Annotated in this window: 13 protein-coding genes; 6 read left to right on the top strand and 7 right to left on the bottom strand. The window is 63.2% G+C overall.

Features of this window, described 5'->3' with window-relative positions:
* The first annotated feature begins 7 nt into the window (after positions 1-7).
* Entirely contained in the window at positions 8-1,477 is a 1,470-nt protein-coding gene (locus Q390_RS0109740) for a cobyric acid synthase (RefSeq protein ID WP_027995893.1), read from the top strand.
* A gap of 9 nt (positions 1,478-1,486) precedes the next feature.
* A complete protein-coding gene (cobT, locus tag Q390_RS0109745) occupies positions 1,487-2,566 on the top strand; it encodes a nicotinate-nucleotide--dimethylbenzimidazole phosphoribosyltransferase (protein WP_051603161.1) in 1,080 nt (359 codons plus the stop codon).
* Between the two features lie 70 nt (positions 2,567-2,636).
* On the opposite strand, the gene Q390_RS0109750 is transcribed toward cobT, so the two are convergent.
* Genes Q390_RS0109750 through Q390_RS0109760 form a run of 3 tightly spaced genes read right to left on the bottom strand, consistent with a single transcriptional unit; the run spans position 2,637 to position 4,371 of the window.
* Positions 2,637-3,290, bottom strand: coding sequence for a TolC family protein (locus Q390_RS0109750; protein WP_027995895.1), 654 nt, complete (start codon positions 3,288-3,290; stop codon positions 2,637-2,639).
* A 30-nt stretch (positions 3,291-3,320) separates the two neighbouring features.
* Positions 3,321-3,755 (bottom strand): hypothetical protein, encoded by a 435-nt coding sequence (locus tag Q390_RS0109755; protein ID WP_156949877.1) that lies wholly within the window; start codon positions 3,753-3,755, stop codon positions 3,321-3,323.
* A 22-nt stretch (positions 3,756-3,777) separates the two neighbouring features.
* Complete coding sequence (locus tag Q390_RS0109760) at positions 3,778-4,371, bottom strand: TetR/AcrR family transcriptional regulator (protein ID WP_027995897.1); 594 nt, start codon at positions 4,369-4,371, stop codon at positions 3,778-3,780.
* A gap of 143 nt (positions 4,372-4,514) precedes the next feature.
* Between Q390_RS0109760 and Q390_RS18115 the strand changes: the two genes are divergently transcribed.
* Both Q390_RS18115 and Q390_RS18120 read left to right on the top strand, forming a co-directional pair.
* Positions 4,515-4,826, top strand: coding sequence for an SDR family NAD(P)-dependent oxidoreductase (locus Q390_RS18115; protein WP_037472695.1), 312 nt, complete (start codon positions 4,515-4,517; stop codon positions 4,824-4,826).
* Between the two features lie 137 nt (positions 4,827-4,963).
* Entirely contained in the window at positions 4,964-6,616 is a 1,653-nt protein-coding gene (locus Q390_RS18120) for a serine hydrolase (protein ID WP_169737274.1), read from the top strand.
* Between the two features lie 2 nt (positions 6,617-6,618).
* On the opposite strand, the gene nth is transcribed toward Q390_RS18120, so the two are convergent.
* From nth to Q390_RS18125, 3 genes are all read right to left on the bottom strand, one after another.
* Positions 6,619-7,257: an endonuclease III gene (nth, locus tag Q390_RS0109775; RefSeq protein ID WP_027995898.1), complete on the bottom strand. Its 639-nt coding sequence runs from the start codon at positions 7,255-7,257 to the stop codon at positions 6,619-6,621.
* Positions 7,258-7,277: 20 nt separating this feature from the next.
* On the bottom strand, positions 7,278-7,541 hold the full coding sequence (locus tag Q390_RS0109780) for a DUF2164 domain-containing protein (RefSeq protein WP_027995899.1): 264 nt from the start codon (positions 7,539-7,541) through the stop codon (positions 7,278-7,280).
* A gap of 87 nt (positions 7,542-7,628) precedes the next feature.
* Positions 7,629-8,078: a hypothetical protein gene (locus Q390_RS18125; RefSeq protein WP_051603162.1), complete on the bottom strand. Its 450-nt coding sequence runs from the start codon at positions 8,076-8,078 to the stop codon at positions 7,629-7,631.
* Positions 8,079-8,256: 178 nt separating this feature from the next.
* Between Q390_RS18125 and Q390_RS0109790 the strand changes: the two genes are divergently transcribed.
* Positions 8,257-9,447, top strand: coding sequence for an aminotransferase-like domain-containing protein (locus Q390_RS0109790; protein ID WP_027995900.1), 1,191 nt, complete (start codon positions 8,257-8,259; stop codon positions 9,445-9,447).
* A gap of 42 nt (positions 9,448-9,489) precedes the next feature.
* Here the strand turns inward: Q390_RS0109790 and Q390_RS0109795 are convergent, their stop codons facing one another.
* Positions 9,490-10,122 (bottom strand): TetR/AcrR family transcriptional regulator, encoded by a 633-nt coding sequence (locus Q390_RS0109795; protein ID WP_027995901.1) that lies wholly within the window; start codon positions 10,120-10,122, stop codon positions 9,490-9,492.
* Positions 10,123-10,192: 70 nt separating this feature from the next.
* On the opposite strand from Q390_RS0109795, the gene Q390_RS0109800 reads away from it, so the two are divergent.
* A complete protein-coding gene (locus Q390_RS0109800) occupies positions 10,193-12,274 on the top strand; it encodes an NADPH-dependent 2,4-dienoyl-CoA reductase (RefSeq protein WP_037472666.1) in 2,082 nt (693 codons plus the stop codon).
* The last annotated feature ends 64 nt before the right edge of the window (positions 12,275-12,338 follow it).

Below are 12,338 nucleotides of genomic sequence, written 5' to 3' on the forward strand. Positions count from 1 at the left end.
CTGCATCATGGTGCTCGGCACCACCAGCGGCGCCGGCAAAAGCTGGCTGACCACGGCGCTGTGCCGCTACTACGCGCGCCAGGGCTTGAAAGTGGCGCCGTTCAAAGCGCAAAACATGAGCAACAACGCACGCGTCGTGCCCGGTCCCGGCAACGTGATGGGCGAAATCGGTAGCGCCCAATATTTCCAGGCATTGGCTGCGCGCGCCGTGCCTGAGGTGCGCATGAATCCGCTCTTGCTCAAGCCCGAGGCCGATACGCATAGCCAAGTGGTACTGATGGGGCAGGTCAGCGCTGAATTGACCGCGCTGCCCTGGCGTAGCCGCAGCGAAAAGGTCTGGCCGCAGATTGCCGCCGCGCTGGACGCGTTGCGCGCCGAAAACGACGTGGTCGTTATCGAAGGCGCTGGTTCGCCGGCAGAAATCAACCTGCACGCCAGCGACATCGTCAACCTGCGCGTCGCCCGCCATGCCAACGCCCGCTGTCTGCTGGTGACCGATATCGACCGGGGCGGCGCCTTTGCCCACCTGTACGGCACCTGGGCGCTTTTGCCCGAGGACGAGCGTGCGTTGATCAGCGGCTTTGTACTGAACAAATTTCGCGGTGATGCCGCTCTGCTGGCCCCCGCGCCGCAAATGCTTGAAGAACTGACCGGCGTGCCCACCGTGGCCACCATTCCAATGTGGTGGCAGCACGGCCTGCCGGAAGAGGACGGGGTGTTTGACGATCGCAGCGTGGTGGCTGGTGCCATCCATACCACCGTGGCCGTTATCGCCTATCCACGCATCAGCAATCTGGACGAATTCCAGCCGGTGAAGAATATTCCTGGCGTGCGCCTGTTATGGGCGCGCAGTCCGGCCGATCTGGCGGGCTTGCAAGCCAGCGACTGGGTGGTGCTGCCCGGCTCCAAAGCCACCGCGTCTGATTTGGCCTGGCTGCGCGCGCAAGGGCTGGACAGCGCGATTGCTGCCCACGCCGCACAGGGCGGAGCGGTGCTGGGTGTCTGCGGCGGCCTGCAAATGCTGGGCGAGGCGTTGATCGACCCCGAAGGCATCGACGGCAACGGTCCCGGCCTGGGGCTGCTGCCGCTGGTCACGCTGTTTGAATCGACTAAAACCGTGCGCCACACCCAGGCGCGCTTTGGCGAACTGACCGCTGGCCCGTGGGCCAAACTGTCGGGCGTGCAGGTGTCCGGTTACGAAATCCACCACGGCCAAACCGCTCAGCACCCGGCCATGGCTGCCGCTGGCGACGTGGCGCGTGTCGTGCTGCCCGGCCTGGCGTGGCAAAACGTGCGCGGTAATGTGCTCGGCTTGTATTTGCACGGCCTGTTTGAGGACCCGGCTGCGCTGCAGGCGCTGTTTGGTTCAACCCGTGGCGCCCCGGTGCGCACGCTGGACAACGTGTTCGACGGCTTGGCCGACGCGCTAGAGAAGCACTTTGCGCCGGGTGTGCTGTCTTCCCTCATTCAACCTTGATAATTTTTTATGACTCTCTTCTCTGTTGTTTCTGCTACTTCCGCCATCCCCAGCATTACCGATTTGCACGACGCAGCCCTTACCACGCGCCTGCAACATTGCATCGATAACAAGACCAAGCCGCTCGGCGCCCTGGGCGGCATTGAACGCCTGGCCGTGCGCATTGGTGCCATTCTGGGCAGCGAAGCGCCGCAGCTGGAGCAGCCGCAAATGCTGGTCTGTGCGGCAGATCACGGCTTGGCAGCGCGCGGTGTGTCTGCATTTCCGAGCGATGTGACCTGGCAGATGGTGGAAAACTTTCTTGCCGGTGGTGCGGCGGTCAGCGTGCTGGCACGCCAGCATGGGCTGGCACTGACCGTGGTTGATTGCGGCGTGGCGCGCGACTTTGCGCCGCGCGCTGCTGTGCCTGGTCAGCCGCAATTGCTGCTGCGCAAGGTGGCGCCGGGGACACAAGACGCCTCCACTGGCCCGGCGATGAGCGCGGCGCAGTGCGCGCAGGCGATAGAGGCGGGTCGCGAGGTGGTGCGCGGTTTGCCCGGTAACGCGCTGCTGCTGGGTGAAATGGGCATTGGCAACACCTCGGTGGCCTCGCTGCTGCTGGCGCGGCTGTGTGGCGTGTCGCTCGACGATTGCACCGGCGCCGGCACGGGGCTAGACGTAGCCGGTGTGGCGCGCAAACGTGCCGTGTTGGAGCAAGCGCTGGCAGCTAACGCCGATGCGATCGAGCCGCTGGACGCACTGGCCGCGCTCGGCGGTTTTGAGGTCGCTGCGCTCACGGGTGCAGTGCTGCAAGCCGCGCTGGAGCGCCGTGTCATCGTGGTGGATGGTTTCATCACCAGCGCCGCCGTGCTGGTCGCCGCGCGTTTGCAGCCGAATATTTTGCAGCGCTGCGTGTTCACGCATGGCTCGGCTGAACCGGGTCATGCGCTGATACTGGCCCAGCTCGGCGCTCAGCCGTTGCTCAATTTGGGGCTGCGCTTGGGCGAAGGCTCAGGTGCGGCACTGGCGTGGCCGCTGCTGCAGTCCGCCTGCGCCATCCTGCGCGAGATGGCGAGTTTTGAAGCGGCAGGGGTGGCGACGCAGGCCTGAAAACTTCAAGTCTTTTAGGCCTAAAACGCTCGTGTGAGATGCGGTTATAGCTATCAAAACTTAACTCTCTTTAGCTCACGGAGCGTCCGCACTCCACCCGCCCCCCCAGCGCCTTGTACCAGCTCAGCTGGTTCAGTAGTTGTGACTGGCGCAGGTTGATGACTTCGATTTCGGTCTGGTACAGGGCGCGCTGGGCGTCGAGCTGTTCCAGGTAGGGGGCGTAGCCGGCGTCGTAGCGGTCTTTGGCGTATTGCAGCGAGCGTGCCAGCACGTCGCGGCGCTGCACGGCGTGGTGCATTTGCTGTTGCAGACGTTCGACGCCGACCAGGGCGTTTTCTACCTCGGCAAACGCTGCCAGCGCGGCGCCCCGGTAGGTAAAGGCTGCCTGGTCGCGTCTGGCTTCGGCCTGCGCTGCCATCAGACTGGCTCCGCGCGAACCCAGGTTGGCCTGGTTCTGTGCCTGCGTCTGCGCGGCGTTGGCCAGTTGTGCGCGCGCACTTTGCAATTGCGCCTGCGCGGCGTGCACCTTCTCGGTGTAGATGCGGTCATCGATGTGCACTAGCGCCTGGCCGGCTTGGACCTTTTCAAAATCGTGCGCCAGCACTTCGACCACGTAACCGTTGACCTGCGGTGCCAGTACGGTGATCTGCCCGCGCACGTAGGCGTTGTCAGTGCGCTCCAGGGCGGTGGCAAAGGGGCCTAGATGCCAGCCCCACAGGATCATCCAGCCGTTCGAGCACCTGGATGCGCAGGCCTACTGGCAGCTTGAGCACCACCACGGCGGCCAGCGTACACAGCGCCAGCCCCCCTCGAACAGGTAAAGGGTGCGCCAGTCGCCGGCGTCCATCAGCGACGGAGAAAGCACCCAGGCCAGCGCCGCATACATCCCCAGGCCCAGTTCTGCAAAAAGACGGATGCCGTACTGCTGGCGAAACTTGTAGACCAGCAGGTTGGCGGTGACGCTCACCATCACATAGGCCGCAGGCAACCAAGTGGCCTGCATGGACGTCAAGCTCAGCTGTCCGGCGATGGCGGGCAGATTGGCTGCCAGCAGACCGGCGCCCAGTCCGCCTGTCAGGCCAATCAGCACCGCCACGCAGGCGTAGGCAATGCGTACTGGTATGGAATGAACGAGCGAGGCGGGCGAGCCGGGCATGCTGGGTTTTTCGTGCTCCTCCCAATCGGGCACGGGGCCGATGATTTGGGGGCGTTCATGGTGGTGTGGGCAAGGGTGTGCAAGGCGCGGTGCTGGTAGCGCGCAGGCCGTCCAGCAGCAGGTGTAAGGCGCGCCGCGACAGGCTGCGGCGCTCGGCCCGGGTGCGTCCGCGCAGGCCCGAGCCGATCATGCTGGAGACCAGAATCACATCCTTGGCTGTGAAGTCGGCGCGGCACAGGCCGGCGGCAATGGCCTGCTGCAACAACGGCTTGACCAGGCGCGTCAGGCGCCGCTGGGCGTCTGCCAGCACGGGGCTGCCTCGGTCGGCGGTGCGCCAGTGGTCGGACACCGGTGCCGAGTCAGCCACCAAGTGGGCCATGTGTTCCAGCACACCAAACAGCGCATCACCGCGGCCTTCCAGCTGCTGGGCGTGTGCTTCGAGTTTTTCAAAAGAGCGTTCTAGCAGCGCACCCATCAGGGCGTCGCGGTCGGGGAAGTTGCGGTACAGCGTGGCTCGGCTCACGCCCGCCTGCGCGGTGACCAATTCAAGCGCAACATGTACCCCGTGCTCGGAGAACACCTTGTCGGCCGCATCGAGTAGCAAAGCGCGGTGCATTTGGGCGTCTGAACGTTTCTGGGTTTTTTGCATGGCTTGGATTTTATATAAAACGTACATTTTTGTACTAATTTAATCGTACGATAATGTACGAATTGAATTTTTTCGCTTGGGTTGAAATGTTCGTATGCATACACATTTTTAAAAGCAGCCAGTCCTTCATAAGAGTCATTACCATGTATGAAGGAGCCCATTTCCGCCTCGACCACCAAGTTGCCGTCATTACCGGCACCGGCGCCGGTATTGGCCGCGTGATTGCCGAAACCTTTGCCGCCACCGCGACAGCCATCGCCGAAGGCATTACGGCCCAGGGTGGTCAGGCCGTGACCTGCGATGTGACGCGTGAGGAGGATCTGGCGCAGCTGATTGCGCAGACGGTGCAGCGCTTTGGCAAGCTGACTATCCTGGTCAGTAACGCCGGCGGTGGCGGCCCCAAGCCTTTTGATCTGCCAATGGCCGACTTCAAGCGGGCGTTTGATCTGAACTGAAACCCAGCAATGCCTTTCGTCGATGCCCATTGGACACTTTCACACACACAAATGCTGCGCAGCGCAAGCTGCAAAAGCGGGACGAGGCTGTCTGAGTCTGGCGGCAAGATAAGCAACCCTGCACCAAGGAATACATGATGAAAAAAATGCTCGCACCGGCCTTGGCCGTCGCACTGACTGTAGGAGGTACAGCCATGGCGCAAGCGCCCGCACCGATGTCCGCCCAGGCATCCAGCCCCCAGGCCATGGGCTGGATGCAGGGCTCTCCACCCGCTGCCGACAAGACGATCCGCTTTACCGACCCTGATTTTTTCGCCTTCCCCAAGCTGCGCTGGACGGTCTGCAACTTTCGCCAACTGATGCCGACGGTCGGCGTGGACAACGGCAGCCAGGGCGCCAGCACCCTACCCACGGCGCTGGATGCGTCGCTGGACCAGGTCAGCTTTACGCCGCTGGGCACAGACAAAAAGATGAGTTGGAAGGCCGCATTTGATGCCAACTACAGCGATGGCGTCATCGTTTTGCACCATGGCCGCGTGGTGTACGAGCGCTATGACGGCTGTCTGGGTCCCCAAGCGCTGCACGGCGCCATGTCGGTCACCAAGTCGCTGACCGGCCTGCTGGCCGAGGTGCTGGTGGCCGAAGGGCAGCTGGACGAAAATGCCCGGGTCGGTACGCTGATCCCCGAGCTGCAAGCCAGCGCCTTTGGCGACGCCACCGTACGCCAGGTCATGGACATGACCACCGCGCTGGACTATTCGGAAAACTACGCTGACCCGAATGCCGAGGTCTGGACGTATGCCAAGGCCGGCAGCCCCTTGCCGCCGCCTCCCGGTTATACCGGGCCGCGCAGCTATTTCGAGTTCTTGCAGACGGTGAAGAAGAAGGGCGAGCACGGCGCAGCGTTTGGCTACAAGACCGTCAATGCCGATACGCTGGGCTGGCTGATTGCCCGCACCACTGGCAAATCGGTGGCACAAGAGTTGTCCGAGCGCCTCTGGAGTCGCCTGGGCACCGAGCGCGAGGCCTTCTATACCGTCGATTCGATCGGTACGCCGTTTGCGGGCGGTGGCTTCAACGCCACGTTGCGCGACATGGCGCGGCTGGGCCAGCTGATGCTGAACGACGGCCGCTGGGGTGACGAGCAACTCGTGCCGCCAGAAGCCATTGCCCACATCCGCCATGGCGGAAAAAAAGACATTTTTGCCAGGGCCGACTACAAGCTGCTGCCCGGCTGGAGCTACGCCAGCCTGTGGTGGATCAGTAACGACGACCACGGCGCCTATGCCGCGCGCGGCGTGCATGGTCAGACCCTCTGGGTGGACCCCAAGGCCGATATGGTCATCGTGCGCTTTGCCTCGCATCCTGTGGCTGCCAATGCTGCCAGCGACCCGACTTCCCTGCCCGCCTACCGCGCGGTAGCCAATCACCTGATGGCGCATGACAAAACGCCACTGTTGGGCCAGGCGTGGGTGATTGAGGCTATTGCTGGCGGTGGTCTGATCGATAACAGCCATGTGACGCTGCAATTTTTACCTGATGGCCGGCTGGCCGGCAGCGCCACCTGCAACCGCATCCTGGGCAGATATGAGGCAGAGGCGACCAAGTTGCGCATAAAACCCGCAGGCACCACGATGATGATGTGCCCGCCGGCGCTGATGCACCAAGAGCGCAAGTTGCTGGACTTGTTGCCGACAGTGGCCAGCTACCGCATCGACAGCACCGGCGCGTTGGTATTGAGCACAGCGGGCGGCCAAACGATTCTGGCGCGACGCAGCCAAGGGGGGTGAATTTACGGCGCTGGCGTCTTGGGTTGGAAGTCGCAATACGCTGCCACCGCGCACTCCCAGCAGCGCGGTTTGCGCGCTTGGCAGACATAGCGCCCCAGCAAAATCAACCAGTGGTGCGAGTCCACTGCGTATGCGGGCGGCACACGCTGGAGTAACTGCTTCTCTACTGCCAGCGGCGTCTTGCCGGGCGCCAGGCCGGTGCGGTTGCTGACCCGAAAAATGTGTGTGTCCACCGCCATGGTGGGCTGGCCAAACGCCACGTTGAGCACCACATTGGCGGTCTTGCGGCCGACGCCGGGCAAGGTTTCGAGTTTTTCGCGTGTGCGCGGCACCACGCTGGCGTGCTGCTCGACCAGGAGGCGACAGGTCTGCAGCAAGTGCTTGGCCTTGCTGCGGAACAGGCCGATGGTGCGGATGTAGTTCTCCAATTCCTCTTGTCCCAAATCCAGGATCGCTTGCGGCGTGTTGGCCACGGGGAACAACTGACGCGTGGCCTTGTTCACACTCACGTCGGTGGCCTGGGCTGACAGCAGCACGGCCGTCAGCAGCTCGAACACGGTGGTGTATTCGAGTTCAGTGTTCGGCATCGGATTGGCCGCCTTCAGGGTGGCAAAGAAAGGCTGGATCAGCGCAGTTTTCATGACGGAAATCAGCAGCCGTGTCAGCGCTTGCGGTTGCGCTTGCTCCAATATTCAAACGGCGTTTCGTGCAGTTCGATATCGATCTCAGCCACACGCGCTTGCAGGCTCTCTTGTGCGTCGCCGATAGCTTGGTTGTAAATGGCCGGGCCGATTTCTGCGAGGAAGAAGGTCAACAGCGCACCGGCGGCCATATTGCCGATAGGTTCGCCGTTTTCTTCCAGAAAGTAGCGCTCCAAGGAGACAAGGGCTGCCGTATGGGCGGCTTTGGAAAGTTCAATGGACATGGGTGCCAGTTTATGACACTGCGAACAGCTCGCTAGGAGCCAGCCCGCTGTGGTTTTTTAGGTTCGGGCGGCCAGCCCCTCCCTTATTTAAGAGCCGTTGGCGGGCACTTCATAGGAGTATTCCCAGAGCAATCCTCCCCCTTGCACGCTACCGTCTGGCACCTGGCGCATACGTTCCATGCACGCCTTGTGGTCTTCTGGCATTTTGAAGACGTCGCAACGGGCCAAGGCATTGCGCTGGTAGTCCGTTGTCGTAGCGCCCGAGTCGCTGGCAAGGCGATTGGCATTGGCCGGCTCTACGCCACTGCCGCGTTGGTTGTGGTGCCGCATGGGAGCGTTGTGGCGTGCATTGTGCCGCTCAGCACGGTGCCGCTGCTTGTGCATACGGTGGGTGGCTGGCGCTGACTGGGCAGCAGGGGCCGCAGTGGCTGCAGGCATGTCGGGCGTGGTGGTTTGTGCGCCTGCGGGCAGCATCAGCAGGGCGGCCGAGGCCAAGGCGCTGGCTTGCAGGGCGCGATAGATACAGGAAAATTTCATTGTGGACCTTTAAAAGTGAATGGCACTGGTCTCAGCATGACTGCTTGGACGCTGCGACGTGGTCAGCCGCAAGCGCAAAGGGATGCAGGAATTGGCTGACAATCCACGCCAGTCTTTGTAGTGCTCATTGCCCTTGTTTTGCCTGTTTTGCCTGTTTTTTCTTGATTGAAAGCCGCCCATGCTCTTTGCCGACCGCCTGAATAACGTCGAAACCTCTGCTATCCGCGAACTCTTCAAGCTGCTGGGTAAGCCCGGCATCATCAGCTTTGCCGGGGGCTTTCCAGACAGCGCGCTGTTTGATGTGGACGGCATCCGCGCTGCCAGTCAGCAGGCGTTGCAAGACGAGCCCGGTGCCGCGCTGCAATACGGCGCCACCGAGGGCTACCAGCCGCTGCGCGAGCAGCTGGCCCAGTTCATGGCCAGCAAAGGCGCGCAGGATGTGGCGCCCGGGAACCTGATCGTCACTACCGGCAGCCAGCAGGCGCTGGACTTGCTCGGCAAGACGCTGATCAATCCTGGTGACAAGGTGATTGTCGAAGGCCCGACCTTTCTGGCCACCATCCAATGTTTTCGGCTGTACGGCGCCGAGCTGATCAGCGCGCCCATCGACGGTAACGGCGTCAAAACGGATGAACTGGAAAAGCTCATTGCCGAGCACCAGCCCAAATTTGTTTACCTGATTCCCACCTTCGGCAACCCCAGCGGCGCGCTACTGAGCCTGGAGCGGCGCAAAAAGGTGCTGGAGATGGCGGTCAAGTACCAGACGCTGATTGTTGAGGACGACCCGTATGGCGACCTGTACTTTGGCGAGGCTCCACCGCCCAGCCTGCTGGCCTTGTCGGCCAGCGTGCCCGGCAGCCGCGAGCTGCTGGTGCATTGCGGCAGCCTGAGCAAGGTGCTGTCGCCCGGTTTACGCGTCGGCTGGATGATTGCGCCGGCCGATTTACTCGCTAACGCCACCATGTGCAAACAGTTCAGCGACGCGCACACCAGCACCTTTGCCCAGGCCACGGCGGCGCAGTACCTCCAGGCCGGGCGGATGCCGGCTACCTTGAACAAAGTACGCGCGGTGTATGCCGAACGCGCCCAAGCCATGGGCGACGCGTTGCGCAAGGAGTTAGGGGATGCGGTGGAGTTTGTCCAACCGCAGGGTGGCCTGTTTTTCTGGGTGCGTCTGACCGGGGCCGGCGGCAAAGAGTCCGACGGCAAATTGTTGGCCCAGCGCGCCATCGATCAGGGGGTGGCGTTTGTGCCGGGCGCGCCGTTCTATTGCGCCCAGGCCGACAACGCTACGCTGCGCCTGTCGTTTGCCACGGCGGATGTGGAGAAAATCCGCGAAGGTGTGGCGCGACTGGCCAAGGCGCTGTAAGGCACGCCAGAAAAATCATCCAGGGCGCTACGACGCCCTTTTTTACGTCCGCACTGCGCGCCACGCCGCAGCGGCCAGCTCTTCGCGGTAGGTGTCGGGCGACGGCAGCGCGCCGAGGCCGTCGGGTGCCGCCAGCCAGGCGCGGCAGTAGCTTTGCACCGGTCCCATCACCAGCGACGGCAGCAGCTCACACGGCAGGCTGCGCACGGCACCCGATGCCCGGTGCGGCTCAAACCATGTCCGCAGCGCTTGGTGGCGCTGCTGCGCGGCCAGCACTAGGTCGGGCGCGCGTGGGCCGGTGGCGACCGGGTTGCGCGCCTGGAACAAAAACCGTGCCTGCGCCGGCTGCGCCACCACCCAGTCGAGGTAGCCGGTGACCAGCGCGCGCACGCCGCCTTGTGCATCCACGGCGGCGTCCAATTGCGCCTGCACGCTGCGCGATTGCGCCTTGAAGATGTCAAAAAACAGCGCCGCCACCACGCCTTCCTTGTTGCCAAAGTGGTGGTAAATGCTGCCGACGCTGGCCCCGCAGTGCGCGCGCAGGTGTTCGATGGACAGTGCGTCCACGCCGTGCGCCGTGGCGCAGGCGAGGGCAGCGTCCAGGATGTCTTGGCGGCGATTGCTTAGCTCCGGGGGGACGGTAGAGGCTGGGGTGGGGGAAGTACGGCTTGCCATAGAAGATGATTCTAGAATAAAGTTCTAGAAATTAGTTCTAGAACTTCCCATTTTGTACGGAAACCGCTCCATGACATTTTCTTCCACCGAACAAGCACCCGGCTTGGCTCTGTACCCGCACCTGCTGGCACCGCTCGACTTGGGTTTTACCCAGCTCAAAAACCGCGTGCTGATGGGCTCGATGCACACCGGGCTGGAAGACGGGCGCGACCTGACGCGCCTAGCAGCCTATCTGCGCGAACGCGCCCAAGGCCAGGTCGGGCTGATGGTGACGGGCGGCTTTGCCCCCAATATGGCCGGCTGGACCAAGCCGTTGGCCGGCACGCTGGCCAGCGCGGCTGCGGCGCGGCGCCACCAAGTGGTGACACGCGCGGTGCACGCAGAAGGCGGAAAAATTGCGCTGCAAATCTTGCACACCGGCCGCTACGCCTACCACCCGCTGTCGGTGGCACCGTCGCGGCTGCAGTCACCGATCACGCCGTTCACGCCGTTTGCCTTGTCGGCGGCCGGGGTCGAGCGCCAGATTCGTGCTTTTGTGCGCTGCGCGGTGCGCGCCCGCGAGGCGGGTTACGACGGCGTGGAAATCATGGGTTCCGAGGGTTATCTGATTAACCAGTTCTTGTCGTCGGCCACCAACTTGCGCCGCGATGCTTGGGGCGGTGACTACAGCCAGCGGATGCGCTTGCCGGTCGAAATTTTGGCGCGCACGCGCGAGGCGGTCGGGCAGGACTTCATCGTGATTTACCGCCTGTCGATGATCGACCTGGTGCCCGGCGGCAGCGCTTGGGATGAAATCGTCACGCTGGGCAAAGCCATGGCGCAGGGCGGCGCGACCCTCATCAACACCGGCATTGGCTGGCACGAGGCACGCGTGCCGACGATTGCCACCAGCGTGCCGCGCGCCGCTTTTGCCTGGGTGACGCAGAAGATGAAGGCCGAGTTTGCCGCTGCTGGCATCGCCACGCCGCTGGTAGCCTCGAACCGCATCAACACGCCCGAGGTGGCCGAGGGCGTGTTGGCCAGCGGCTGCGCCGACATGGTGTCGATGGCACGCCCGCTGCTGGCCGATGCGCAGTTTGTGCAAAAAGCGCTGCAAGGCCGCGCTGATCGCATCAACACCTGCATCGCCTGCAACCAAGCCTGCCTCGACCATGTGTTTAAAAACCGCACCAGCAGTTGCTTGGTCAATCCCCGTGCCTGCCATGAGACCGAGCTGGTGTACCGCCCCATCACCCCACCGGCCCGCAAGCGCTTGGCGGTGGTCGGCGCTGGCCCGGCAGGCTTGACGGCCGCCACGGTGGCCGCCGAGCGCGGGCACGAGGTGCATTTGTTTGACGCGGCGAACGAGATCGGTGGCCAGCTCAACATGGCTAAAAAAGTGCCGGGCAAGGAAGAGTTTTACGAAATGCTGCGCTACCTGGCGAACCGCGTGCAGGACACCGGGGTGCAGCTGCACTTGGGCCAGCGGGTGCAGGCGGACGACTTGGCCGGGTTTGATGAGGTCATCGTTGCCACCGGTGTGACGCCGCGCGACCCGCGCATTCCCGGCCAAGAGCACCCCAAGGTGCTGAGTTATATCGACGTATTGCAGCGCGGCGCCCCGGTCGGTGCGTGCGTGGCGGTGGTCGGCGCGGGCGGCATTGGTTTTGATGTGGCGGAGTTTTTGGTGCAAGGCGGCCACTCGACCACACTGGACTTGCCAGCGTGGCAGGCCGAATGGGGCGTGACCGACCCGGCGCAGGCCCGCGGCGGTCTGGCACCTAACGGCCCGCAGGCCACGCCGCCGGCACGGCAAGTCACTTTGTTGCAGCGCAAAAAGGGCAAGCTGGGCGCGTCGCTGGGCAAGACTACCGGCTGGATTCACCGCGCAGCACTGAAGATGAAAGACGTTGAAATGCTGGACGGTGTGAACTACGAGCGCATTGGCGACGAGGGCCTGCTGGTGTCGTATGGTGAGCAGCGCAGCAACCCGACCTGGATTGCTTGCGGCAACGTGGTGCTGTGCGCCGGCCAAGTGCCGCTGCGCGCACTGGCTGACAGCTTGCAAGCGCAAGGCCGCAAGGTGCATCTGGTCGGCGGCGCGCTGGAAGCCGGCGAGCTGGACGCCAAACGCGCCATTGATCAAGCGGCGCGGCTGGCGGCCAGTATTTAAAAAAGTGAGCTGTCAGCGCTGGTGTTTAGACGGTTTCAGATATAAAAATACCTGAAACCCAATG

The sequence above is a fragment of the Simplicispira psychrophila DSM 11588 genome, assembly GCF_000688255.1.
In the GTDB taxonomy this organism is placed as follows: Bacteria; Pseudomonadota; Gammaproteobacteria; order Burkholderiales; family Burkholderiaceae_C; genus Simplicispira; species Simplicispira psychrophila.